Origin of the sequence: Amycolatopsis nivea, assembly GCF_004522235.1 — a bacterium.
Classification (GTDB): Bacteria; Actinomycetota; Actinomycetes; order Mycobacteriales; family Pseudonocardiaceae; genus Amycolatopsis; species Amycolatopsis nivea.
The window spans coordinates 72639-96162 of sequence record NZ_SDLT01000012.1 but is presented as its reverse complement, the minus strand read 5'-3'; the positions used below and the strand labels follow the sequence as shown (position 1 = coordinate 96162).

Genomic DNA, 23524 nt, shown 5'->3' with positions numbered 1-23524 from the left:
CCATGACCACCGCAGCCGACGCGTACGCGCCGATCACCATGGCGCGCATCCGGGAGATCATCGGTTTCCCGGACCAGTTCATCGCCGAGAAAAAGGAACCGCAGCTCGGCGAATTCGCCATGCGGTTCATCGCGCACAGCCCGTTCTTCTGCGCCGCCACCTTCGGCGCGGACGGCCTGATGGACGTCAGCCCGAAAGGCGACCCGCCCGGTTCGGTGCGGGTTCTCGACCCGTGGACGCTCGCCATCCCCGACCGGCCCGGCAACAAACTCGCCGACACCTTCGAGAACGTCACCGCCACCGCGTCGATCGGGCTCGTGTTTTTCGTGCCCGGCCTGCGCGAGGTGATCCGCGTCAACGGCGACGCCTTCGTCACCGACGATCCGGAACTGCTGAGCATGCTCAGCGCGGACAACAAACCCGCGGTCCTCGCGACGGTCGTCCGCGTGCGCGAAGTGTTCGGACAGTGCGGAAAAGCTGTCATCCGGGCGAAATTGTGGGAGGGCGACACTCGCGGCCTCGCCGAGGCAGCGACCCTCGGCGGCGATTTCTACACCCTCTCCATCGCCGAACAGGCGCAGAAAATCAACAACAGCCTCGGCGACCTCGTGAACGGCGGCCTGTACGACGTGGTCGACGAAAACTACCGGACCGAGCTGTTCTAGAAACTCCGTTGCTCCCACCGCGAAGCGCTGCCTAGTATCCGTTTTGTGCGATCCCGACCGGCCTTTCCCACCGACGACACCATCACCCGCGTACTCGCCGAACAGTGGCAGCCCGTCTCCGAAATCGCTTACCTGCCTTGGGGTTTCGGCGCGCACCACTGGCGCGCCGACTCCTTGTTCGTCACGCTGGACCAGCTCGAATCCCGGCACACCGCAGCGTCGCTGGAAAGCACCTACGCGAGCGCCGCCGAACTGGCCGCCGCCGGGCTGGAGTTCGTCTGCGCCCCGGTGCCGACGCGGTCCGGCCGGTTCACCGTCGACACCGGAGCCGGCGCGCTCAGCGTCACTCCAATGCTGGACGGCCGCAGCCCCGCGGAAGACGAGGTCGACAAACCGGCAATCCTCGCCGTGCTCGACGCCCTGCACCGCACCCCACCGCCCGCCGGACTGCGCGAGTGGGCCCCGCGGGTCGGCCCCGGCTTCGCCGACGAATTGCGGGCCCGCACCGCCGAACCCTGGACGTCCGGCCCGTTGGCCGAAGAAGCCCGCACCGCCCTCGCGTCCCGCGGCGATGCGATCAAACGTTGGAACGACCGCTACCTCGAACTGGCCGCTTTAGCCGCCTCCCGGCGCGGCTCCTGGGTCCCGACCCACGGCGAACCCCACCACGGCAACCAGGTCACCACGCCTGACGGCCTGCGCCTGGTCGACTGGGAAACCCTCGCCGTCGCCCCGCGCGAACGCGACTACGCCGACCTGCCCGGCACCCCAGATCTGGACCCCGCGATGCTGGAACTGTTCGCCCTCGACTGGCGGCTTTCCGAACTGCGCGAGTATGCTGACTGGTTTTCCGCGTCGCACACCGGGAACGAGGACGACGTCATCGCGTGGGAAGGGTTGCGCGAGGAACTGGGCCTCGCCTGACCGAGGTCCCGGCAGCTGTTCTCCTTGGCAGTCACGGCGTTTCGGGTGACGAGGCCGACCGCTCTGCCGACGGTATTGCGCAGTGCCAGCCCGTGCCGAGTCCGCGGAACGAGCAGCGCGGCGACAAGGTTGACGCGCCGATGCTTCAGGTCCACCTGCCGCCGGTGTTTCGCCTCGTAGACCTGAAAAGCCCGGGCGTGATCGCCAGGATGCGCGGCGAGCGCTTCGGCCAGCGTCTGCGCACCGGTCACGGTCGTAGCCGGGCACCCGCCCGCCGCGGAAGGTGAACGTCGCGAGCGGCTTTCCCCTAGACGGATGGACAGTGAGCATCCGGCCAGGCGCGGTCGACCTGCTGACCGCGGAGCGCCGCGGCGCCTGACCCAGCGGCCGTCGTTCACCGACCCGCCCTGATCACCGGACGCGGACAACGAGATCCGGCTGCCGGAACCCTCCGGCGTCGACCCAGCGTCCGCCGTCGAGGCGACCGGTGGCGGCCACCCGGTCGAGCTGGCCGGGCGAGCAAAACCTGCGGCCGTCCCCGCCCCCGACGATCTCCCCGGTGTCCGCGAACAGGTGGATCTGCCGCGTGAGCGTCCATTCGCAGCGCACGACCGGCCGACGCAAGACAGCTTCGAACCAGTTCGCCGCCCGCGTCGCCAGGTCTTCCGGCCCGCCGGTCGCGGCGAACGCCAGCTTGGTCGGCTCGTCCGGCAGGGTGAACAACTGGTTGTGCACCTCGTCGCCGCGCAGGGTCCGGCCGTCCAGATGCACCCCGAGGGTCATGAGCACGCAGTGCGCGACCGGATCGGACAGGTCCAGGGAAGCGATCAGCGGAAGCTCCGCGTCGGGCGGATCCACTCGGCTGTCGAGCGGGCTCGCGCGCCAATGAGCCGCGCGAATCCGCAGCGCCTCGACAAAGCGGCGCTCAGTCTCGCCGAGCTCGCCGTCGTATTCGAACCATTCGTCCGCCACATCCGGAAGCATGCCAGCGCAACGACTAGGTATCCAGCAATTCCGGCACGAAAATCTCCTCCACCTTCATCAGCCTCTTCGACAATCCCTGTTCGAAGTGCCACCGCAGGAAAGCCTCCACCGACCGCCGGTTCTTCTCAATTCCGTACGGCCACCAATCCTCCCCGAACAACCGGCGGTTCTCGTCGTACAACGCACTGAACCACGGCACCATCCCGGCATCGCCCATGTGATTGAAAATGCGCCCCCGCCGGTAATCCGCCATCGCGACTTCCTTCGCGTCGACAAACCCCCGATACAGCCGCTCCGCCAGACCCGGATTCTCCGCCAGCAGATCCCGCCGGACGACCACCGCATGCATGATCGGCCGGATTCCGGTCCGCCGGTAATACTCGCGTTCCACCGGCACGTAATCCGGGAACAACTGCGCCACCTCCGGCGAATCCTCCCGGATGCCGCGCGGCGGATCCGCGGTAATGAACGCGTCGATCTCCCCGCTCTCCAGCATCGGCCCGAGCGCTTTCCCCGCCGGAGCCTGCCGCACCTCCACTTCCGCGGGGTGCAGTCGCGGAACGAAATCGAACCACTCCATCGGCCAGTCGAATCCGCCGATCACCCACCGGCTCTGTTCCGGCCGCACGCCGTACTCGTCGGACAGCATGCCTTTCGCGACGACGCCCGCGTCGTGCCCGTACGTCGCGAACTCGCCGATCGTCTTGCCGATCAAATCGCGCGGCTCCCGGATGCCGCTGCGCGCGTTGACGTAGATCGCCGAATGCCGGAACTGCCGGTTCGGGAACACCGGCAGCGCAACGAACGGCGGATCCGGCAGGTCCAGGGTGCGCAGATAGAACGTGAGCCCCAGTTCGGCGACAGCGAACTCCCTGCCCCGCACCATCCGCTCGAACAGGTCCGAGACGATGTCGGCAGTGTGCAGGGTCGCGTCGACGCCCTCGAAGCGGACCCGGCCGTCGAACAGCGGGCGGGTGTTGTCGTAGCGGTACAGGCCGAAGTCCAGCCGCAGGTCAGTCATGACGTGCTCCTCTCCGTCCGGTCTCATACTAAACGCGTTTACTATCTTCGGGCAACCGCTACGATGCCTCCCGATGGACAAGGACGCGCTCGCCGAACTCTTCGCCACCGCCTCGCTCGGCGCCCCCGAGAACGCGGTGGGATTCGTCATGTGGCGCGTCGTGCACCGCTACGTCCGCGAGGTCGACCAGGCCCTCGCCCCGCTCGACCTGACGCACCTGCAGTTCCAGACGCTCGCGCTCGCCGGCTGGCTCAACCGCACCGGCGGCCCGGTGACCCAGTCCGGGCTCGCGACGTCCGGCGACATCCACCCGATGCAGGTGTCGCAGATCCTGAAAACGCTGGAGCGCAAGGGATTCGTCGCCCGCGCGCGCAGCGCCGAGGACGTCCGCGCCAAACGCGTCGAGGTCACCGACTCCGGCGGAGCCGCCCTGCGCGCCGCGATGCCGCTCGTGATCGAGGTGCAGCACCGGATCTTCGGCGACGAGGGGCTGCCCGGCGGAAGCCTGCTGAACACCTTGCTGCGCCTGGACAATTCCTGACCGAGGCCCTTGCCGGGCTGCTACGGTGGAAGCGCACCTGTCTCGGGGAGGGACGATGCCGGGAGCTTTCACCGACCGCAAAGCACAAGAACGCTACTTCGCCGTCTACGCGCGAGTCCTGCGAGAATGGCCGGTTCCGTCCGAGGAACTGGACATCCCGACGAAGTTCGGCCCCACGCGCGTCCGGCGCAGCGGTCCCGGGCACGGCACGCCGATCGTGCTGCTGCACGGCATCATGGGCTCGTCCCTGTCCTGGTACCCGCACCTCGCCGAACTGGCCGCCCGTCATCCGGTCTACGCCGTCGATTCGATCGGCGAACCGGGCCACTCGGTCGAGACCGTCTCCGTCAGCACCGACGACGACCTCGCCGCATGGCTTTCTGAACTCCTCGCCGCGCTCGGCCAGGAAAAGGCGTACCTGGCCGGGGTTTCGCGCGGCGGGTACCTGGCGCTGAACCTCGCGACCCGTTCCGCCGACCGGATCGCGGGCGTCATCGGCCTGGAACCGGCCGGCTTCGCGGAGATCAGCGTCCCGAAGTTCCTCCTGTGGAGTTTCCGGGAGATCTTCCGCTGGCTCCTGCCCGCCGCGATCCAGCGCCGGATCGTCGCCGGCGATCCGACCGTGCGGCGCACCTTGCGGCCCTTGCTGTTCGCCAGCCTGAAGTACAAGGCGCACCTGCCGCCGCAGCACGTCTTCACCGACGACGAACTCCGCGCGATCGAAGTCCCCGTCCGCCTGGTCCTCGGCGAACGCAGCCATATCCATCGCGCGTCCGAAGTCGCCGCCCGGGTCGCGAAGCTGAATCCCCGCATCAGCACGGAAATCGTGCCGAGAACGACGCACGCGCTAACGCTTCAGCAGCCCGACCTCATCACCACACACGTTCTCGACTTCGCCGAAACAGACCCAGCCTGACGTCAAACCTGCCGCGCCGTCGCCATCGCCCGCTCCGTCTCCCAGAACGCCCGCATCGAAACGACCAACCCGTCCTCGTTCACCCGATACACGAACACCCCGTCGGTGTCGACGCGATAGCCACCAGGCAAGTACGTCGTGATCGTGCCGACGTTCGCGACCTCTGAACCCGCCGCGTGCGAATCGCGGATCACGAACTCGAACTTCTCGACGTTCCCGATCGTCTTGTCCCAGAACGCGGAAAGGCCGTCGGGGCCGTGGTGGCCCTTGCCCTCCTCGTCGAACATCGACGGGCCGACCGGGTCCTCGACGACCGCGTCCGGGGCGAACAGCGCGAGCCAGCCGTCCTTGTCCCCCGCGGTCGCCGCCGTCATCGACTTGAACGCCGCTTCCCGCGCGGGCGGCTGCTTCGCCGCGGGGTCCCAGCAGACCTCGACTCCCATGTCACTCCTCGATTTTCGCGATGATCTCGTCGCCGAACTTGCGGATCGCGTCGACCTTCGGGCCGAGGTCCGCGTCGAATCTGTGGCCCTCGAACACCCACGGCATGGTGATCGCGTCAGTGACGCCCGCCTCGGCCTGTTCGCGGAACCCGTCGAGCCCGAACCGGTCGACGCACACCGCCTGGAACTCGAACGGGTCGTCGGCGCGCCCGCGCTCGGCGAGCAGGCCCTTGAGCTTGCCGATGGTGTCGCGCAGCTGGTCGAGCGTCATCATCGCGGACGACCAGCCGTCCGCCACGCGCGCGGCCCGGCGCAGCGCGACGTCGGTGTGCCCGCCGATGTAGAACGGCACGCGCGACGGCGGCGCCGGGCTCATCTTGAGCTTGTCGAAGTCGAAGAACTCGCCGTGGAACTCGACCATGTCGCCGCTGAGGATCAGCCGCAGCACCTCGATGGCCTCGTCGAACCGTTTGCCGCGCCGCTGATACGGCGCGCCGCACCATGCGAATTCCTCCGGCGACCAGCCGATCCCCAGCCCGAGGCCGAACCGCCCGCCGGTCAGCGCGGCGACCGAGTTGACCTGCCGGGCGAGCAGCACCGGATTGCGCGAGCCGAGTTTCAGCACCGACGTGTAGAACCGGATCCGCTCGGTCACCGCGCCCATCGAGGCGGTCGCGACCAGCGGATCCGCCCAGGGCGTGTTCTCGTCCCAGAACCGGCTGCCGTCGGGCGTGTAGGGATAGTCGGCGGACACTTTCTCGGAGTAGAAGAGCGAATCGGGCAGCACGATCGAGGAGAACCCGGCCTCCTCGGCGGCGCGGGCCAGCCCGGTCAGCTGGTCGAGCGGGCTCATCGCGATCGACAAGGAGAACTTCATGCCGCGGACTATAACGTGTTCTAGTTTTGTCGGCCACCGCCCGATCGGCGGCGCCGCCGGGAACTCTCCGCGCACGGTCCGCGTTGTCCGTTTCAGGGACGGCTGCCCGGCCGTCGCGTCAGATCGAGACACGGAGTGACCCATGGGCACCGCGATCCTCCTGATCGTGCTGGTCGTCGTCATCGTCGGAGGCGGGTTGTACCTGGCCAGGAAGCAGGCCGCGGCCAAGCAGAGCCAGCTCGAGGACGCCAAGGCCGACGCGCGCCGCCTCGTCGAACGCCTCGGCGGCCAGGTCCTCAACATCACCGGCACCGACACCGCCTCCCAGCAGGCGATGGCCGACGCGAGCGAGCGCTACAACGCCGCCGGTTCGCAGCTGGAGCAGGCCAAGACGGTCGAACAGGCCCGGCTGGTGAAGGAAACCGCCGTCGAGGGCCTGTACTACGTGCGCGCCGCGCGCGTGGCGATGGGCATGGACCCCGGCCCGGCGCTGCCGGACGAGGCCGAACGCGAACGCGCGGGCAAGGTCACCGAACACCGCGAGGTGGACGTCGAGGGCCAGCGCTACGCCGCCTCGCCCGACCCCGGCCAGGACACGCCGTACTACTACCCCGGCGGCCGCGTCGCGGGACGCCCGGTGCCGCAAGGCTGGTACAGCGAGCCGTGGTGGAAGCCCGCGCTCGTGGCGGGCGCGTGGGGCCTCGGCTCGATGTTCCTGTTCAGCGCCATGTTCTCCGGCATGAGCGGCATCGCCAGCGCGTCGGCCTGGGAATCCGGCTACGACGCGGGCCAGGCGGACGCCCTGGACGCCGGCGGCATGGACGGAGCGGACGGCGGCTTCGACGGCGGGGGCTTTGACGGCGGCGGATTCGACGGAAGCCAGGACTTCGGCGGAGGTTTCGACGGAGGCGGCTTCGATGGCGGCGGGTTTGACGGCGGAGGCTTCGACTTCTGACCGGTGACTCCGGTGAAAGGCCCCGTGGCAGACGTGCCGCGGGGCCTTTGTCGTTCCCGCAGGAGGAAACTGGCCGGATGCCCGACAGCGAACGGAAGAAGCAGTCGAACCTGCACCGGACCACGGTGGACGCCGTGGCGGCCTACCTCGCCGACGAGGACGCGGATACCTACAACCTCACCGACGCCGCCGTCCGCCAGGACGCGTTGCGAGCGGCGCTGTATCTGGTCGCACTGGCTGCGAGAGCGGTCACCGCCCTCGCAGAGGCGACCGGCCGCACACCGCAGGAAGCCCTGCGCTCGATCGAGCGTTGACGAACACTAAGCGGGCAGAAACACGAGAGCTGCTCTCGCTTCGAACCGCCGAACTCACGCAGGCTGACAGGTCGGACACCAATAAAGATTCCGCGCCGCCAATTCCTTCTGCGCCACCGGCGTCCCGCAAATCAAACACGGCATCCCGGCCCGCCGGTACACGTAAACCTCGCCCCCGTGCCGATCCTCGCGGGGGGCGCGTCCCATCGCCGCGGGCAAATGCTCGGGCGCGACCGTGTCGATCCGGCCGACCCGGACCCCGGCGCGCATCAGCGTCACCAGGTCCGCCCACATGTCGTCCCACAGCGCGCGGTCCAGCGACCGACCGGGGACCATCGGCGAAATCCCGTGCCGGAACAGCACTTCCGCGCGGTAAACGTTCCCGACCCCGGCCAGCACAGCCTGATCCATCAGCAACGCGGCGATCGTCGTCCGCGAGCGCGAAATCCGCTCCCACGCGCGATCCGGCTTCGCGTCGCGGCGCAGCGGGTCCGGGCCGAGGCGGGCCTTGATCGCGTCGACCTGCGCCGGATCCAGCAGTTCGCACCGGGTCGGTCCGCGCAGATCGGTCCAGTGGGTGCGGCCGACGAGCCGCATCCGCACCTGGCCGACCGGCTCGGTCTCCGGCAGCGGCGCTTCGCCGAAGGTGCCGTACAGACCTAAGTGGACATGGACTGTCCCCGCCGGACCGTAGTCGTGGAACAGATGTTTCCCGTACGCCTCAGCGGAAACGAGCACCTGCCCGTCGAGTTTCTCCGCCTCCGCGGCGAACCGACCCTGCGGACTGCTGACCGCGACCGGTCCGCCTGCGTAGCGGCGTTTGTGGAGACGGGCCAGCCGATGGAGCGTGTGCCCCTCGGGCATCAGGCCTCCGGCAGGGCGGGCGGGGTGCCGGTGCGCTCGTAGTCGAGCAGCTGCTGCACGCGCCGCGTGTGGCGCTCGGCCGGGTCCACCGGCGTGGCGAGGAACGCGTCGACGATCTCGGTCGCCTGCTCCTCGGTGTGCATCCGGGCGCCGACGCCCAGCACCTGGGCGTGGTTGTGCTGCCGGGTCAGCTGCGCGGTTTCGACGCTCCAGCCGAGCCCGGCGCGGATGCCCTGCACCTTGTTCGCGGCGATCTGCTCGCCGTTGCCGGACCCGCCGATGACGATCCCGAGGCTGCCCTCGTCGGCGGCCACGCGGCGCGCGGTTTCGACGCAGAACGCCGGGTAGTCGTCGGCCGCGTCGTAGACGAACGGACCGATGTCGGTCACCTCGTGCCCCTGTTCGCCGAGGTGGCGGACAAGGTGGTTCTTCAGCTCGAAACCGGCATGGTCGGATCCCAAGTAGACACGCACAGCGGGAGTGTGCCATCTCGCCGCCGACCCGGCATGCTCCGGGGGTGGACATCGCAGCGCAGCACGGCACGGACGTGCGACTCGAATGGGGCGGCGAAGGCGTCGAAATCCTCGGCCCGGAATGCGCCGTGCTGATCATCGTCGACGTGCTTTCCTTCAGCACCACAACGGATCTCGTCGTCGGTCGCGGCGGCCGCGTGCTTCCGGTGCGGTGGCGCGACGAACGCGGGATCGCCGAGGCGCGCGGAGCGGGAGCGGTGGTCGCGGGCGACGAGGAATGGACGCTCCGGCCGTCTTCTGTGACGGAGATCCCGTCCGGCACGCTGCTCGCCCTCCCCTCCCCCAATGGTGCGACGCTCTGCGCGGCCGCGGCGAAAACCGGCGCGCACGTATTGGCCGGTTGCCTGCGGAATGCGTCGGCGACCGCGGCGGAAGCCAGGGAAATCGCCGACGGACGGCCGATCGGCGTCATTCCCGCCGGGGAACGCTGGGGCGTCGACATGTTCGGAGAAGGCGCGGAATTCGGTCCCCTGCGGCCGTGCGTCGAGGACCAGCTGGGCGCGGGTGCGATCGTCAGCGCGCTGCCCGGCTCGTGGTCCGCCGAAGCCGCGCTCGCCGCGGCCGCCTACGCGGCCACCGATGTTCCGACAGCGCTGCGCACCTGCACCTCCGGCCGGGAACTCGCCGCGACCGGCCACGGAAACGACGTCGTTCTCGCCGCGCAGCAGGACGTCAGCGCTAGCGTGGCGAGGCTGTCGCGCGGAATCCTGGAGGGGCAATGAGCTGGACCGAGGTGGCCGACCGGGTTTTCGCCCGCCGGTACGACGAACTGGACCTCACGACCGGCCTAGTGCTCGGCCAGGAGAAGTGCCTGGTGATCGACACCCGCGGCGACGTCGACCAGGGCGCCGAATTCGCCGCCGCGGTCCGCGAGCTGACCGAACTGCCGTGGTCGGTCGTCTACACGCACGCGCATTTCGACCACGCCTTCGGCACCACGCCGTTCCTGCCCTGCGACGTCTGGGCCCACCCCGGCTGCCTGCAGGCCATGCTGAAAAACGGCGAAGCTGACAAGCAAACCTGGGCCGCGCACTACCGCAACGAAGGCAAGCCGGAGATCGCCGACGCCATCGAACGAACCGGACTCATGCCGCCGGACCGTCTGGTACCCGACCGCGCCGAACTCGACCTCGGCGGCCGCACCGTCACGCTCGTGCACCCCGGCGTCGCGCACACTGACCACGACCTGCTGGTGCACGTGCCGGACGTGGATGTCGTCTTCGCCGGAGACGTCGTGGAACACGGCCCGCACGGCTTCACCGCGTACTCGTTCGGCCCGGACGATCAACTCGACGCGTGGGCCGCGGCAATGGACGCGCTGCTCGCGCTCGAACCGCGCGTCGTCGTGCCCGGCCACGGCGACCCGGTGGACGAAGCGTTCGTCCGGACGCATCGCGACGGGTTGCTGCGGCTGCACGAGCTGAAGACCGCCAAGACGCCGATCGAGGAAGCGGTGAAAACCTCGCCGTATCCCGAAGACGTCACCAGGGCCGCGCTGGGGTGCTGATCGCGGAAGAAACGCGACCAGCACCCGCGAACGCGCGTCAGTCGAAGTTCAGGTCCCCGGTCCGGGTGCGCTTGAGCTCGAAGAAGTCCGGGTAGCTCGCCAGCGCGACCGCGCCGTCGAACACCTTCAGCGCGTCCTCGCCGCGCGGGATCGACGACAGCACCGGGCCGAAGAACGCGCTCCCGTTGACGTGGATGGTCGGCGTGCCGACGTCCATGCCGACCGGGTCCATGCCCTCGTGGTGGCTCTTGCGCAGTGCCTCGTCGTATTCGGTCGATTCGCCCGCCTCGGCGAGTTCGGCGGGCGCGCCGATCGCGGCCAGCGCCTCCTTGATGACGAGCTTGCGGTCCTCGTTGTGCTGGTTGTGGTAGCGGGTGCCGAACTCGGTGTAGAAGTCGCGCACGGCTTCCTGCCCCTGGGTCTGCGCCAGCGCGGTCGCGACGCGGACCGGAGCCCAGCCCTCGCTCAGCAGCTCCTTGTACCGCTCGGGCAGGTCTTCGCGGCCTTCGTTCAGCACCGACAGGCTCATCACCCGGAAGGTCAGGTCCAGCTCGCGGTGCTTCTCGACTTCCAGGATCCACCGCGACGAGATCCACGCGAACGGGCAGATCGGGTCGAAGTAGAAGTCCACCGTGGTGGGCTGGGACGAGTCAGTCATTTTTCACGGGCTCCTCGGCGAGGCTGCTCCCCGGCGCGCGCCGGGGACGGGGCCAACCCCCGCACTGCGAGCCAACGCGGCGGCCCCTCCGCATTGTTCCCTGGTCGCCCCTTCCCTGCCCGTCATGATTGGATGCTGAACGTCGTGCCCACCGGATCCGAAGACCAGAGGTGCCCGTGCCCGCCCCCAACCTGACGCGTGACGAAGCCAAGCAGCGCTCCGGCCTGCTGGACGTGTCGTCCTACGACATCGAGCTGGACCTGACCGACGGCAGCGGCCGTCCCGGGGAGAAGACGTTCCGCTCGACCACCACGGTGCGGTTCTCCAGCAGCCGTCCCGGCGAAGCGTCGTGGATCGACCTCGTCGCCGAAGGCGTCCGCTCCGCCGTGCTGAACGGCACTGAGCTCGACGTCAGCGGCTACGCCGAGGAAAAGGGCATCGCGCTGCCCGGCCTTGCCGCGGAGAACGAACTCGTCGTCACCGCGGACTGCCGCTACATGAACACCGGCGAGGGCCTGCACCGGTTCGTCGACCCGGTCGACGACGGCGTCTACCTCTACACCCAGTTCGAGACCGCCGACGCGAAGCGCATGTTCGCCTGCTTCGACCAGCCGGACCTCAAGTCCGTCTACCGGCTCGCGGTGCACGCCCCGCGCGACTGGAAGGTCGTGTCCAACGCGCTCGTCGAAAGCGCCGAGGACACCGAAGACGGCGCGCGCCGCACGCAGTTCGCCGAATCCGAGCGCATTTCCACCTATCTGGTGGCGCTCGTCGCCGGCCCGTACGCGGAGTGGACCGACGAGTTCCGCGACGAGCACCGCACCATCCCGCTCGGCATCTACTGCCGCGCGTCGCTCGCCGAGCACATGGACGCCGAGCGGCTGTTCGTCGAAACCAAACAGGGTTTCGCCTTCTACCACGAGAAATTCGGCACCCCGTACCCGTTCTCCAAGTACGACCAGCTGTTCGTGCCGGAGTTCAACGCGGGCGCGATGGAAAACGCCGGCGCGGTCACCTTCCTCGAGGACTACGTCTTCCGCAGCCGCGTCACCCGCTACGCCTACGAGCGCCGCGCCGAGACGCTGCTGCACGAGATGGCGCACATGTGGTTCGGCGACCTGGTCACCATGCGCTGGTGGGACGACCTGTGGCTGAACGAGTCGTTCGCGACCTTCGCGAGCGTGTTCGCCCAGGCCGAGGCGACCGAGTACAAGAACGCCTGGACCAGCTTCGCGAACATCGAGAAGTCCTGGGCCTACCGCCAGGACCAGCTGCCCTCGACGCACCCGATCGCGGCCGACATCGTCGACCTGCACGCGGTCGAGGTCAACTTCGACGGCATCACCTACGCCAAGGGCGCGAGCGTGCTGAAGCAGCTGGTGTCCTACGTGGGCATCGAGCACTTCCTCGACGGCCTCAAGGTGTACTTCGGCAAGCACGCGTGGGGCAACGCCACGCTCGCCGACCTGCTGGCGGCGCTGGAGGAAGCGTCCGGCCGCGACCTGTCGTGGTGGAGCGCGGAATGGCTGGAGACCACCGGCCTCAACTCGCTCAGCCCGCGCTACGAGATCGCGCCCGACGGCACCTTCGCGTCGTTCGCCGTCGTGCAGACCGGCGCGAAGCCGGGCGCCGGCGAACTGCGCACGCACCGCGTCGCGGTCGGCGTGTACGACGAGGACAGCGACGGCAAGATCGTCCGCACCCGCCGCGTCGAGCTGGACGTCACCGGCGAGCGCACCGAGGTGCCGGACCTGGTCGGCCAGGCCGCGGGCAAGCTCGTGCTGGTCAACGACGACGACCTGACCTACTGCCGGATGCGGCTCGACCCGGCGTCGCTGACCACGCTGATCGACCGGATCGGCGACATCACCGAATCGCTGCCGCGCACGCTGTGCTGGTCGGCCGCGTGGGAGATGACGCGCGAGGCCGAACTGAAGGCTCGCGACTTCGTGACGCTCGTGGCGCGCGGGATTCACGCCGAGAGCGAGGTCGGGGTCGTGCAGCGGTTGCTGCTGCAGGCGCAGACGGCGCTCAACTCTTATGCGGACCAGAAGTGGGCCGCGGCGGAGGGCTGGCCTGCGTTCAGCGGCCGGTTGCTGGAGCTGGCCCGGACCGCGGAGGCTGGGTCGGACCATCAGCTGGCGTTTGTGAACTCGCTGGCCGGCGGGGTGTTGAGCGAGGACATGCTGACGGAGATCGCCGGGTGGCTGGACGGGTCCGCGCCGTTGCCGGGTCTCACTGTCGACACCGATTTGCGGTGGCGGTTGCTGCAGGCGCTGGTGGCGCACGGCAAGGCTGGTGCGGACGAGATCAATGCCGAGCAGGCGCGGGACGACACTGCGGCTGGGCGGCGGCATGCTGAGCGGTCTCGGGCGTTGCAGCCTACTGCTGAGGCGAAGGCGGATACTTGGCAGCGGGCTATTTACGACGACGAGATTCCTAATGCGGTTTCTGACGCGTTGATTTCCGGGTTCTCGCATCCTGGGCAGAAGCATTTGCTCGGGGATTATATTGAGCGGTATTTCGAGGTTATTGACGATGTCTGGGCTCGGCGGTCTAGTGAGCGGGCTCAGCCGACCGCGATTGGGTTGTATCCGTCTTGGGCGGTTGAGCCTGCGACGGTGAATGCTTCGGATGAGTGGCTTGCAGGGGATCATCCGGCTGCGTTGCGGCGGCTGGTTTCCGAGGGGCGGGCTGGGATTGTCCGGGCGTTGGCTGCTCGGGATTTTGACAGTCAGGTCTGACTTCTCGTCGCCTGGCGGCGACATCGGCTTGTGGTTGCGTGGGGCACCCCGAAGCTTGATTGTGCTGACGGTTCGGGGGTGCTTGTCAAGGCGGGAAAGATGCCTTGACAAGCACCCCCGAACCGCAGGGAGGCTTCGTATCGGGGTGCGCGGGAGGGGCTGGGTGCCTCGCTCGTTGAGTGCATCGGCTGCGGTAGAGGGGCTGGGTGCCTCGATGGTTGGGTGCGCCGGTGCGGCTGGGGTTCGCGGTTTGGGGCTAGCGCCCCAATGTGGCATTGGGTGCGTCAGATGCACCCAAAGTGGCGTTCGGTGCGTGGGATGCACCCAATGTGGCGTTGGGTGCGTTCCGGCGGCAGGTGCGATTGAGCTGGTGGGGATTGGGGCTTGCGCCCCAAAGTGGCGTTGGGTGCGTCTGACGCACCCAATGTGGCGTTCGTTGCGTCCCATGCACCCAATGCGGCATTGGGGCGGCATTGGGCAGCTGCGAGGCAGCTGCGAGGCGGGCCGTGAAGGGCTCCTTGAGGGAATCCAAGTCCGTGAAGGAGCCCCTCACGGACGGAGGGGCGGGTCGTGAGGGGAACCCTGGGGGAATCAGAGTCAATGAGGGTGGCCCTCACGAACGGCGGCAGCGGCGGGAGCAGAACGTAAAAGAGCCGTCCCGCTGAGTGCGGGACGGCTCTGGCGTGGGATGTATCAGTGCTTCGGCGCGGGGCCAGCTTGGTCGCTCAGCATGCGCAGGGCATTGACGAGACCGCCGGTCAGGTCGCCTTCCTTGAAGGAGGCCACCATGCTCGCCACGGCCAGGTTCGCGCCTCGGTCGGGGAGGCGGGAGTGGGCGCGCTCGCCGGTGACGATCTCGATCGCGCGCTGGGCGGGGGAAACGCCGAGCAGCACCGCGTTCGTCGGGTCGTCGGTGGCGGCGTGCAGCTTTTCCGCGCCGGCCCGGGTGTCTTCGCCCAGGTCGCCCAGGTAGATGCTGAAGTCGAGGCCCGTTTCGCGCGTCGCGAAGGTGAGGGCCTCGTCCAGGCGGGCGAGCTGCTGCACCGTGAACGGGCTCGTCGGGGCCGCGGGCTCGTACATTTTCGCCGCGGACAGCCTGCCGCTGTTGGTGATGACCTCGCCGAAGGCCAGGTCCTTCTCCGCGACCGCGGTCTGGGTCACTTCACCACTTGCCACGAGCGCCTCCTGCGGCCGTCGAAGCGCCCGCGGGCGCCGCATTCACGTCAACCGCCGGGCCGTGGCCGGCTCCTACGCCGTCCGGGTTGGCGGTCCACCACATAGCGGGGTACTCCCACGGCTGCCCCGGCCGGTACCGCGGCGTCCCCGAGAACTTCTTCCGCAAGGTCGCGGCGCCGACCACGAAGTAAATGGCCCCGGGGATGACCGCGTAGACCAGGATCGTCTCGACAACGTTCACGCCGGTGAGCGTATCGGATGCCTCCGGCAGCCACCGCGCGACACCGGCGACCGGGGGCGACCGTTCGTCGCCGCCGAGGCGCCGTCCGCCGCTTGGCCCGCGTCCGCTGGAACGTTGGGGCGAAGGGCTGCGGGCCGAAAGATGGCAACTCGCCGTACAGGCGGCCGTACCGGGCGATAGCGGCTTGTCCGAACCTTGAAATCCTCGTAGCTTTTTCACCTGTACGGGCCTTGTGCCCGCCTCCCCAGCCCCAGCCCGTCACGCACCGGTCCCAGGAGGACACCTCATGCAGAGCGTCCAGCCCCCCGCTCAGGCGATCACCGAGACCATTTCGTCACCCAGCGAGACCGGATTCGTGCCCGGAACGCGGGTCACGTCCGGCACCAGGGTTACGCGCGGCACTCGGGTCACCCGCGGAACCCGGGTCACCGCGGGCACTCGCGTGACAATGGGTACCCGGGTCACCATGGGAACTCGAGTCACCAGGGGAACCCGCGTTACGCGCGGGACCCGAGTCACGGCCGGAACTCGCGTCACGATGGGCACCCGCGTCACGCGCGGGACCCGCGTCACCCGGGGCACTCGCGTCACGGCGGGCACCCGCGTCACCTGCGGCACGCGCGTCACGATGGGCACGCGCGTCACCCGCGGCACCCGGGTCACCGCCGGAACCCGCGTCACCATGGGCACGCGCGTCACCCGCGGCACCCGCGTCACGCGCGGCACCCGGGTCACGATGGGCACGCGCGTCACCTGCCAGGCCGACTACAGCCTCGCCGCCTGAGCACCGCCAGCACCGGAACAGGGACGTCGAGCACGGTCCATCGGCTCGCCCCGGCCGCCGCACAGGCAGCCGGGGCGCCGGCGTGTCCGGGAACGGGCGGCTAGGCCGCCGACCCGAGATACGGCCGCCACAGCGGATCGGCCTCTTTGGAATGCGCCAGCAGCCGCCAGTGCGGGCCGTGCGGGGCGCGCGGCACCACGCGCAGCCGCCAGCCGATCTCCGACAGGAGCCGGTCGGCCTTGCGGTGGTTGCACTTCGCGCAGCAGGCGACGCAGTTGGTCCAGCTGTGCGGACCTCCCTTGCTGCGCGGGACGACGTGGTCGATAGTCTCCGCGCGGCCGCCGCAGTAGGCGCAGCGGTGCCGGTCGCGGTGCATCAGCCCGGCCCGGGTGAGCGGCACCTGCGCCCGATACGGCACCCGCACGTACGTGCTGAGCCGGATCACCGAGGGAACGGGCAGCGACACCGTCGCGGCGTGCAGTTCGACGCCGCCCGGATCGCCGTGGACGACCTCCGCCTTGCCGCACATGACGAGCACCACCGCGCGCCGCATGGGCACCGCGGTCAGCGGCTCGAAAGTGGCGTTGAGCAGGAGGACCCGGCGCCGCCCCCACGCCGGGGCGACCGGATCGCGGGCTCTACGCTGTCCGGGCGGACGGGATGCTCCCCCTGGACGGGTCCCCGGCCCGGACGGGACGGAGCCGCCGGATGCGGACCCTCCCGGGCAGGCACGCAGGATCGCCTCCGGCGGCAGCTCGGCCATGGCTTGGCCGGCGCCGCCGAGGGGGACGGGTTGTCGGTCTGGCACTCGACCACCTCCACCGGTGCAGGCATAGTCGACCACACATCAGGGCCCCGGCGCACGCGTGTTCTGTGACGTGTCACATACCCGCGACCCGGCGGCCACTCGCCGGCCGCCTGCGCGCCGCCGGGACAAGCAACGAGAAAGGACTAGCTCAGCCAGTGAATGCCGTGCTCAGCGCTCCGCCCAGCTGCATCTCCGAGACCGGGTCGTGGTGCGCCCAGGTCTATTCGGTCACGCACAACGAGTGGCTCGCCGCGTCGGCGGGCTGGCTCGTCACCAAGCCGCTGAAGATCATCATGATCCTCGTCATCGCGTTCGTGGTGCGCTATCTCACCAAGCGGCTCATCGAACGGGTCACCACGCTCCCGGCCTCGGGCAGCAACGGCAAGATCCCGTCGCTGTTGAGACCGCTGCGCGAACGGGCGCCGGAGATGCTCGGCACCGCTGTGGTGGAACGCCGCAGGCAGCGCGCCAAGACCATCGGCTCGGTGCTGAAGTCGATGGCGACGTTCCTGATCTACGGCCTCGCGTTCATCCTCGTGCTGGGCGAACTGGGCATCGACCTGGCCCCGATCATCGCCTCGGCCGGCATCGTCGGCGTCGCGCTCGGGTTCGGCGCGCAGAACCTGGTCAAGGACTTCCTTTCCGGGATGTTCATGATGATCGAGGACCAGTACGGCGTCGGCGACGTCGTGGACATCGGCGAGGCCACCGGGACCGTCGAGGCGGTCGGCCTGCGCATCACCACGCTGCGCGACCTGAAGGGCACCGTCTGGTACGTCCGCAACGGCGAGGTGCTGCGCGTCGGCAACTCGAGCCAGGGCTTTGCCTACGCCGTGGTGGACGTCCCGCTGAGCTACTCCGCGGACGTCGACAAGGCCACCGAGGTGCTCAGCGGCGCGGCCACGAAGGCGGTCGAATCGGACGCGCTCTCGGTGAACGTGCTGGAGCCGCCGGAGATGCTCGGCGTCGAACAGGTCACGCCCGAGGGAATCGTGTTGCGCCTGACGGTCAAGGTGCGACCGGGCAAGCAGTGGGCGGTGCAGCGGAAGCTGCGCGGGCAGTTGCTCGGCGCGCTGGAGGAGGCCGGTTTCGAACCGCCGCTCGGCCGGTTGCTGTCGTCCATGCAGGACAAGCAGTCGGGCGCGCCGCGCAGCTGAGGCAGGGCAAGATGGAGGTGTGTCGACTGTGAGCGAGCCGGAACCGGCGAACCTGTACGAGGCGGTGGGCGGCGAACCGACCTTCCGCCGGATCATCAAGCGGTTCTACGAGGAAGTGGCCCGCGACGAGGTGCTGCGCCCGCTCTACCCGGAGGAGGACCTCGGCCCGGCGGAGGAGCGGTTCCGGCTGTTCCTCATCCAGTACTGGGGCGGTCCGCACACCTACTCCGACCAGCGCGGCCACCCGCGGCTGCGGATGCGGCACGCGCCGTTCAAGATCGGCCCGATCGAGCGCGACGCGTGGCTGCGCTGCATCCGGATCGCGATCGACGAGGAGAACCTGCCCGAGCCGTACCTCAGCCAGCTGTGGGCGTACCTGGAAATGGCCGCGCACAGCATGATGAACAGCTTCGTCTGATGAGACGCAGGGTCGCGGGACGGCGGCCGGACCGCCTTCCGCGGCCGTCGTGGTGGTCGGACGCGGTGTTCTACGAGATCTACGTGCGGTCCTTCGCCGATTCGGGCGAGGACGGCATCGGCGACCTCGAGGGCATCCGCAGCAAGCTCGGCTACCTGGAGCTGCTGGGCGTCGACGCGCTGTGGCTGACGCCGTTCTACCCTTCGCCGATGGCCGACCACGGCTACGACGTCGCCGACCCGCGCGGCGTCGACCCGATGTTCGGCACCCTCGGCGACTTCGACGTGCTGCTCACCGAGGCGCACCGGCGCGGCATCCGGGTCACCGTGGACGTCGTGCCGAACCACACGAGCAACCGGCACGCGTGGTTCAAGTCCGCGCTGGCCGCCGGGCCGGGCAGCCCGGAGCGGGAGCGCTACCACTTCCGCGACGGCCGCGGCCCCGGCGGCGCGGAGCCGCCCAACAACTGGATCAGCGTGTTCGGCGGCCCGGCGTGGACGCGGGTGCCGGACGGGCAGTGGTACCTGCACCTGTTCGCGCCGCAGCAGCCGGACCTGAACTGGGCCAATCCGGACGTCCGCGCCGATCTGGAGCGCACCCTGCGGTTCTGGCTCGACCGGGGCGTGGACGGCTTCCGGATCGACGTCGCGCACGGGATGGCCAAACCCGCCGGGCTGCCCGACATGGACCCGGACACGCCCGCGCACGGCGGCGGCGTGCTGGGCGATCCGCGCTTCGACGACGACGGCGTGCACGAGGTGCACCAGCTGATCCGCAAGGTGCTCGACGAGTACCCGGACGCGATGGCGGTCGGCGAGATCTGGGTGCAGGACGAGGAGCGGCTGGCCCGCTACCTGCGGCCGGACGAACTTCACCTGGCGTTCAACTTCCGCCTGGTGCTCACCCACTTCGACGCGGACGCCGTGCGCACGTCGATCGAGCGGTCGCTGGCGGTGCCGCGTTCGGCGGGCGCACCGGCGACCTGGACGCTGTCCAACCACGACGTCTGGCGCGCGGCCAGCCGTTACGGCGGCGGCGCGGCCGGGGTCCGCCGGGCGCGCGCGATGGCGCTGGTAGAACTCGCCCTGCCCGGCGCGGTCTACCTGTACCAGGGAGAAGAGCTGGGCCTGCCGAACGCCGACCTGCCGCTGGAAGCGATGACCGACCCGCGCGCCCGCTCACAGGGCCCGGAATTCAGCCGCGACGGCGAACGCGTGCCGCTGCCTTGGGAGGGCACGCTCCCGCCGTACGGGTTTTCGCGCACCGCACAAACCTGGCTGCCGATGCCCGCGGACTGGGCGTCGCTGACCGTGGAACGGCAGCTCGAGGATCCGGAATCGACGCTGTCGCTGTACCGGCGCGCGGTGGAGCTGCGGAAACACCACCCGGCGTTCCGCGGCGGCGACGAACTGCAGTGGTTCGGCGCGCCCGCGGGCTGCTTCGCCTTCCGCCGCGGGCGGGGCGGGCTGATCTGCGCGCTCAACACCTCGGCCAGCTCGATCGCCCTCCCGCCGGGAGAGGTGCTGCTCACCAGCAGCCCGCTGATCGACGGCAGACTCGCGCCCGATTCAGCCGCCTGGCTCGGGTAACCCAGGTCAGACGCGCACCCGCCTCCAGCCCGAGCATGTCGAGCAATCCCCACAGGTCATCGGCATCTCGGCAGGGCGGGCAAGGTGTTCCTGAGGGTCGCCCAGATCCTGTTCGGCCGGGGCGGGCTGATCTGCGCGCTCAACACCTCGGCCAGCTCGATCGCCCTCCCGCCGGGAGAGGTGCTGCTCACCAGCAGCCCGCTGATCGACGGCAGACTGGCCCCGGATTCAGCCGCCTGGCTTGGATAGCCCAAACCCGGCGGCCGCCCCGGTCAGGTCAGACGCGAGCACCCGCCTCCAGACCGAGCATCGCGAGCAATCCCCGCAGGTCATCGACATCGTGCGCGTGCCCCGCGACAGTGCGGGCGGCGTGCTCCTGCTGGACGCGCAGGTCCTGTTCGGCGGACACCCGGGCACGGGCGAATTCACTGGTTTCGGCGGACAGCGGACGTCGTTCCGAGCGCATGTCGCTCCTCGTCGAGGTGGAAGGGGCCACCGGCGGCACCGCGGGGGGGCCCGCCGGGGACGACGCCGGCTCGAACGCCGGCGCACGATGAGACTTCTCGACGGTGCTGACGCTACTCCCCGCCTCCGACCTGCCCGCGAGCCGTCCCCGCCGCGCGCGTCGCGACGTCCACAGTGGACCCTTCGGGCGACGGCCCTGGTGAGACCGGCCCGGGCGTGCTTTACTGAAGACGGTCGTGTTTTGTGTTCGTGCGGTGGGTACGTCCCGCAGCCACGCTCGCAAGATGTAGCGGGCGTGGTGTTTCTCTTTTCGGAAGGCACACCGTCGGTTGCCAGGCCCGGATGCCGAGGTGGCATCTGTTGTGAGTCCGATGGAGATCGTTTTTATGACGCAAGGCACCGTGAAGTGGTTCAACGCCGAAAAGGGCTTCGGGTTCATCAGCCCGGACGACGGCAGCGCCGACGTCTTCGTGCACTACTCCGAGATCCAGGGCAACGGGTTCCGCAGCCTTGAGGAGAACGCGCGCGTGGAGTTCGAGGTCGGCCAGGGCCAGAAGGGCCCGCAGGCCACTGGCGTTCGCGCCATCTGAGTTTCCCCGGTGTTTCCCCTGGTGCGGAAGGCTTTCCGCACCAGGGGACCCGCGCCGAAGCGGACTTTTCCGCCCACGGCAGCCGAAACAGCTCGGCACCCCGGTGCGGCCCGGTGAGTTTTCCCGGCCGCACAAGGTCTTCCGCGTTCCGGGAACCCGGACGCGAGATCACCCGTTGACCAGGGCAGGTCGCGACTGGCCTCGATGCCCTCCCCTGCCTGGCCAGTACGCAACGCACGGCGCACCCCCGAGGCGGCCCCCTTCCGCCTGGTCCGCGCCGCGGCATCGGCCTCGGCCCCGCAGAGCGCGGCGGCCGGACCAGCTCGAGTAGGAGCGTTACCCATCGACACCCAGAGCACCGTCCAGCGTCCCCCGAAATCGCCGCAGCCCATGCTCGCCGGCCACAAGACCGGCACCGAGGCCTTCCTGGTGAAGCTCTTCGCGGTCGTCCCCCTTCTCGCCGTCGCCGTCGCGGTCCCGCTCGCCTGGGGCTGGGGGCTGAGCTGGCTCGACGTCGGCCTCGCCGCCGCGTTCTACTGCGTCAGCGGCCTCGGCATCACCGTCGGCTTCCACCGGTACTTCACCCACGGCGCGTTCCGCGCCCGCCGCGGGCTGCGGATCGCGCTCGCCGTCGCGGGCAGCATGGCCATGCAGGGACCGGTGATCGACTGGGTCGCCGACCACCGCCGCCACCACGCCTACTCCGACCGCGACGGCGACCCGCATTCGCCGTGGCGCTTCGGCACGTCGCCCGCCGCGCTCGCGAAGGGCTTCTGGCACGCGCACATGGGCTGGCTGTTCGGCCGCGACCGGACCAACCCGCGCCGCTTCGCCCCCGACCTGCTCGACGACGCCGACCTGAAGCGGATCGACCGGCTCTTCCCGGTGCTGACCGTCGCGACGCTGCTGGGACCCGCGCTGCTGGGCGGGCTCATCACGATGACCTGGTGGGGCGCGCTCACCGCGTTCTTCTGGGCCGGGCTGGTCCGGGTCGCCGCGCTGCACCACGTGACCTGGTCGGTCAACTCGCTGTGCCACCTGATCGGCGAGCGCCCGTTCGAGGCGCGCGACCGGTCGGCGAACTTCTGGCCGCTGGCGATCGCGTCCTTCGGCGAGTCCTGGCACAACTCCCACCACGCCGACCCGACCGGGGCCCGGCACGGCGTCGGCCGCGGCCAGCTCGACATCTCCGCGCGGCTGATCTGGATGTTCGAGAAGTTCCGCTGGGCCTCGCACGTGCGCTGGCCCCGGCCCGAACGCCTCGCCCGCAAGCTCAAGGCCGCCTGAGCGTCCGGTCTCTTGTGGTCCGTGAGGGGAATCCGGACGGATCCGATTCCCTCACGGACCGCTGATCTCGCGTCGCGGGCCCGTCAGGACCTGCGGACTCGCTCCTCGAGCCGGGTCCGCAGGTCGCCGTGACTGGACACCGCCAGCACCGGTCCCGGCTTCCCGGCCGTCTCGGCCGAGCTCACGACCTCCGCGACGAACCGCCGCACCCGTTCCGGCGCGGGCGTGACGTCGCCGCCCAGCTGGGCCACCGGCTGCGGGGATTCGGCGGGCGTCGTCTCCACCGCCACCGACCAGCCCTGCCGCATGGTCCACAACAGCATCAGATCCCGGCCGGGGAAACGCGGGGACCGGCCGCTCAGCGCGACGTACGCGGTGATCGTGTCGGTGACCTCGCACGACGTGCACTCCACCGACACTCCGACCGCGGCGGCGACCTCGCGCACGTACGCGGCCAGCGCCTGCCGCAGGACCTGCGGATCGTCGGCGGTGGGCAGGGACATCGGGCGTTCCGGACCGGACAGGAGCATGGGTCTCCTCTTCCGCCGCCGCTTCCGCTTCGCGCAGCAAGCGAACCGGGGTTTCGCCTCGCGCGAAGGCCGGCGGTCGCGATGATCGGGGTCGCACCGGATCGGGCATCCGGCAGCTGGACCGGACTCCGACTCTACCCGCTGGGACAAGCCCGCAGCCGAGATCAACCCGTCTGGCCGCCGCGGAAATCGCTCGATCGGCCGCGTCCGCCGGCGAAATCCTTGCTCGACGTGGCGATCCGCCCGGCACACTGTCCACTGAGGACAGCCGGGTTCAGCCCGATTGGCCGCCGAAATCGCCGCCGTCGGCCGACTCCGCGATCGACGTCGCCACCCACGCGGCGAACAATCCCGCCTGGACGTACGGCGCGGCCTCGCCGACCGCGCGCACCACCGACCGCGCACGCCCTGGCGCGGGTTCGGCTTCCGGCGCGGGATCGGCGTCCGCGGGCCGGTCGGTGCGCCACGGCGTCTCCTCGGGCCGGACCTCGGCGAGGAAGTCCGCGGTCGGGTCGCCGTCCGGTTCGGTCATG

30 protein-coding genes are annotated in these 23524 nt (G+C 69.7%); 16 read left to right on the top strand and 14 right to left on the bottom strand.

All coding sequences use genetic code 11. The annotated features are described in order from the left end of the window. The first annotated feature begins 2 nt into the window (after window positions 1–2). Window positions 3–665 carry an MSMEG_1061 family FMN-dependent PPOX-type flavoprotein gene (locus tag EIZ44_RS16815; RefSeq protein ID WP_134729582.1) on the top strand — a complete coding sequence of 221 codons (663 nt, stop codon included), beginning with the start codon at window positions 3–5 and terminating at the stop codon, window positions 663–665. A 45-nt stretch (window positions 666–710) separates the two neighbouring features. Continuing rightward, window positions 711–1589: an aminoglycoside phosphotransferase family protein gene (locus EIZ44_RS16810; protein WP_134729580.1), complete on the top strand. Its 879-nt coding sequence runs from the start codon at window positions 711–713 to the stop codon at window positions 1587–1589. 411 nt (window positions 1590–2000) lie between these two features. Here EIZ44_RS16810 and EIZ44_RS16800 read toward each other — a convergent pair whose 3' ends face one another. Both EIZ44_RS16800 and EIZ44_RS16795 read right to left on the bottom strand, forming a co-directional pair. Continuing rightward, entirely contained in the window at window positions 2001–2561 is a 561-nt protein-coding gene (locus EIZ44_RS16800; RefSeq protein ID WP_134663126.1) for a hypothetical protein, read from the bottom strand. 25 nt (window positions 2562–2586) lie between these two features. After that, complete coding sequence (locus EIZ44_RS16795; RefSeq protein WP_037814025.1) at window positions 2587–3594, bottom strand: substrate-binding domain-containing protein; 1008 nt, start codon at window positions 3592–3594, stop codon at window positions 2587–2589. Between the two features lie 73 nt (window positions 3595–3667). On the opposite strand from EIZ44_RS16795, the gene EIZ44_RS16790 reads away from it, so the two are divergent. Together EIZ44_RS16790 and EIZ44_RS16785 are read left to right on the top strand one after the other, a co-directional pair. Continuing rightward, the gene (locus EIZ44_RS16790) at window positions 3668–4135 is read left to right on the top strand and encodes a MarR family winged helix-turn-helix transcriptional regulator (protein ID WP_037814027.1); all 468 of its coding nucleotides are present in this window, start codon (window positions 3668–3670) and stop codon (window positions 4133–4135) included. 55 nt (window positions 4136–4190) lie between these two features. After that, on the top strand, window positions 4191–5051 hold the full coding sequence (locus tag EIZ44_RS16785; protein ID WP_134729578.1) for an alpha/beta fold hydrolase: 861 nt from the start codon (window positions 4191–4193) through the stop codon (window positions 5049–5051). Window positions 5052–5053: 2 nt separating this feature from the next. Here EIZ44_RS16785 and EIZ44_RS16780 read toward each other — a convergent pair whose 3' ends face one another. Together EIZ44_RS16780 and EIZ44_RS16775 are read right to left on the bottom strand one after the other, a co-directional pair. Next, entirely contained in the window at window positions 5054–5494 is a 441-nt protein-coding gene (locus EIZ44_RS16780; RefSeq protein ID WP_037814033.1) for a nuclear transport factor 2 family protein, read from the bottom strand. A gap of 1 nt (window position 5495) precedes the next feature. Next, window positions 5496–6371 carry a TIGR03619 family F420-dependent LLM class oxidoreductase gene (locus EIZ44_RS16775; protein WP_134729576.1) on the bottom strand — a complete coding sequence of 292 codons (876 nt, stop codon included), beginning with the start codon at window positions 6369–6371 and terminating at the stop codon, window positions 5496–5498. A gap of 142 nt (window positions 6372–6513) precedes the next feature. Here EIZ44_RS16775 and EIZ44_RS16770 point away from each other — a divergent pair, with 142 nt between their 5' ends. Then, a complete protein-coding gene (locus tag EIZ44_RS16770) occupies window positions 6514–7326 on the top strand; it encodes a hypothetical protein (protein ID WP_037814038.1) in 813 nt (270 codons plus the stop codon). Window positions 7327–7403: 77 nt separating this feature from the next. Then, on the top strand, window positions 7404–7640 hold the full coding sequence (locus tag EIZ44_RS16765) for a hypothetical protein (protein WP_051729013.1): 237 nt from the start codon (window positions 7404–7406) through the stop codon (window positions 7638–7640). Window positions 7641–7694: 54 nt separating this feature from the next. On the opposite strand, the gene EIZ44_RS16760 is transcribed toward EIZ44_RS16765, so the two are convergent. Together EIZ44_RS16760 and EIZ44_RS16755 are read right to left on the bottom strand one after the other, a co-directional pair. Continuing rightward, the gene (locus EIZ44_RS16760) at window positions 7695–8504 is read right to left on the bottom strand and encodes an Fpg/Nei family DNA glycosylase (protein ID WP_134729574.1); all 810 of its coding nucleotides are present in this window, start codon (window positions 8502–8504) and stop codon (window positions 7695–7697) included. Further along, window positions 8504–8977 carry a ribose-5-phosphate isomerase gene (locus tag EIZ44_RS16755; RefSeq protein ID WP_134729572.1) on the bottom strand — a complete coding sequence of 158 codons (474 nt, stop codon included), beginning with the start codon at window positions 8975–8977 and terminating at the stop codon, window positions 8504–8506. Before EIZ44_RS16755 ends, EIZ44_RS16760 begins: the two co-directional genes overlap by 1 nt. 44 nt (window positions 8978–9021) lie before the next feature. On the opposite strand from EIZ44_RS16755, the gene EIZ44_RS16750 reads away from it, so the two are divergent. Together EIZ44_RS16750 and EIZ44_RS16745 are read left to right on the top strand one after the other, a co-directional pair. Further along, on the top strand, window positions 9022–9759 hold the full coding sequence (locus tag EIZ44_RS16750) for a 2-phosphosulfolactate phosphatase (RefSeq protein WP_134729570.1): 738 nt from the start codon (window positions 9022–9024) through the stop codon (window positions 9757–9759). Then, window positions 9756–10544, top strand: coding sequence for an MBL fold metallo-hydrolase (locus EIZ44_RS16745; protein ID WP_134729568.1), 789 nt, complete (start codon window positions 9756–9758; stop codon window positions 10542–10544). The genes EIZ44_RS16750 and EIZ44_RS16745 overlap by 4 nt, the downstream gene beginning before the upstream one ends. 37 nt (window positions 10545–10581) lie before the next feature. On the opposite strand, the gene EIZ44_RS16740 is transcribed toward EIZ44_RS16745, so the two are convergent. Continuing rightward, window positions 10582–11202 (bottom strand): mycothiol-dependent nitroreductase Rv2466c family protein, encoded by a 621-nt coding sequence (locus tag EIZ44_RS16740; protein WP_037814050.1) that lies wholly within the window; start codon window positions 11200–11202, stop codon window positions 10582–10584. 176 nt (window positions 11203–11378) lie between these two features. Between EIZ44_RS16740 and pepN the strand changes: the two genes are divergently transcribed. Beyond that, entirely contained in the window at window positions 11379–13946 is a 2568-nt protein-coding gene (gene pepN / locus EIZ44_RS16735) for an aminopeptidase N (protein WP_134663132.1), read from the top strand. A gap of 693 nt (window positions 13947–14639) precedes the next feature. On the opposite strand, the gene EIZ44_RS16725 is transcribed toward pepN, so the two are convergent. The 3 genes from EIZ44_RS16725 to EIZ44_RS45515 all read right to left on the bottom strand — a co-directional run bounded on the left by EIZ44_RS16725 (window position 14640) and on the right by EIZ44_RS45515 (window position 15846). Next, entirely contained in the window at window positions 14640–15122 is a 483-nt protein-coding gene (locus EIZ44_RS16725; RefSeq protein WP_043829473.1) for a DUF5130 family protein, read from the bottom strand. Continuing rightward, entirely contained in the window at window positions 15109–15363 is a 255-nt protein-coding gene (ctaJ, locus tag EIZ44_RS16720; RefSeq protein WP_037814055.1) for an aa3-type cytochrome oxidase subunit CtaJ, read from the bottom strand. Before ctaJ ends, EIZ44_RS16725 begins: the two co-directional genes overlap by 14 nt. Before the next feature lie 309 nt (window positions 15364–15672). Then, the gene (locus tag EIZ44_RS45515; protein ID WP_235146640.1) at window positions 15673–15846 is read right to left on the bottom strand and encodes a hypothetical protein; all 174 of its coding nucleotides are present in this window, start codon (window positions 15844–15846) and stop codon (window positions 15673–15675) included. 55 nt (window positions 15847–15901) lie between these two features. Between EIZ44_RS45515 and EIZ44_RS45510 the strand changes: the two genes are divergently transcribed. Beyond that, window positions 15902–16147 carry a hypothetical protein gene (locus EIZ44_RS45510; protein WP_235146639.1) on the top strand — a complete coding sequence of 82 codons (246 nt, stop codon included), beginning with the start codon at window positions 15902–15904 and terminating at the stop codon, window positions 16145–16147. Window positions 16148–16247: 100 nt separating this feature from the next. Here the strand turns inward: EIZ44_RS45510 and EIZ44_RS46270 are convergent, their stop codons facing one another. Beyond that, on the bottom strand, window positions 16248–16739 hold the full coding sequence (locus tag EIZ44_RS46270; RefSeq protein ID WP_009081297.1) for an HNH endonuclease: 492 nt from the start codon (window positions 16737–16739) through the stop codon (window positions 16248–16250). 371 nt (window positions 16740–17110) lie between these two features. On the opposite strand from EIZ44_RS46270, the gene EIZ44_RS16705 reads away from it, so the two are divergent. From EIZ44_RS16705 to EIZ44_RS44710, 4 genes are all read left to right on the top strand, one after another. Continuing rightward, the gene (locus EIZ44_RS16705) at window positions 17111–18112 is read left to right on the top strand and encodes a mechanosensitive ion channel family protein (protein ID WP_167754160.1); all 1002 of its coding nucleotides are present in this window, start codon (window positions 17111–17113) and stop codon (window positions 18110–18112) included. 28 nt (window positions 18113–18140) lie between these two features. Then, complete coding sequence (locus EIZ44_RS16700; RefSeq protein WP_369806064.1) at window positions 18141–18530, top strand: globin; 390 nt, start codon at window positions 18141–18143, stop codon at window positions 18528–18530. After that, window positions 18530–20119, top strand: a complete 1590-nt coding sequence (locus tag EIZ44_RS16695; protein ID WP_134729564.1) for a glycoside hydrolase family 13 protein — start codon at window positions 18530–18532, stop codon at window positions 20117–20119. Before EIZ44_RS16700 ends, EIZ44_RS16695 begins: the two co-directional genes overlap by 1 nt. Window positions 20120–20203: 84 nt before the next feature. Continuing rightward, a complete protein-coding gene (locus EIZ44_RS44710) occupies window positions 20204–20368 on the top strand; it encodes a DUF3459 domain-containing protein (RefSeq protein WP_167754159.1) in 165 nt (54 codons plus the stop codon). A gap of 28 nt (window positions 20369–20396) precedes the next feature. Here EIZ44_RS44710 and EIZ44_RS16690 read toward each other — a convergent pair whose 3' ends face one another. Beyond that, window positions 20397–20585, bottom strand: a complete 189-nt coding sequence (locus EIZ44_RS16690) for a hypothetical protein (protein WP_009081303.1) — start codon at window positions 20583–20585, stop codon at window positions 20397–20399. A 385-nt stretch (window positions 20586–20970) separates the two neighbouring features. Here EIZ44_RS16690 and EIZ44_RS16685 point away from each other — a divergent pair, with 385 nt between their 5' ends. Next, window positions 20971–21174 carry a cold-shock protein gene (locus EIZ44_RS16685; protein WP_037814060.1) on the top strand — a complete coding sequence of 68 codons (204 nt, stop codon included), beginning with the start codon at window positions 20971–20973 and terminating at the stop codon, window positions 21172–21174. Window positions 21175–21564: 390 nt separating this feature from the next. Continuing rightward, window positions 21565–22461 (top strand): acyl-CoA desaturase, encoded by an 897-nt coding sequence (locus EIZ44_RS16680; RefSeq protein ID WP_043829466.1) that lies wholly within the window; start codon window positions 21565–21567, stop codon window positions 22459–22461. A gap of 83 nt (window positions 22462–22544) precedes the next feature. Here EIZ44_RS16680 and EIZ44_RS16675 read toward each other — a convergent pair whose 3' ends face one another. Together EIZ44_RS16675 and EIZ44_RS16670 are read right to left on the bottom strand one after the other, a co-directional pair. Further along, on the bottom strand, window positions 22545–22991 hold the full coding sequence (locus EIZ44_RS16675) for a DUF6292 family protein (RefSeq protein WP_199817689.1): 447 nt from the start codon (window positions 22989–22991) through the stop codon (window positions 22545–22547). Window positions 22992–23265: 274 nt separating this feature from the next. After that, entirely contained in the window at window positions 23266–23523 is a 258-nt protein-coding gene (locus EIZ44_RS16670; protein WP_037814249.1) for a hypothetical protein, read from the bottom strand. Window position 23524: the final 1 nt, after the last annotated feature.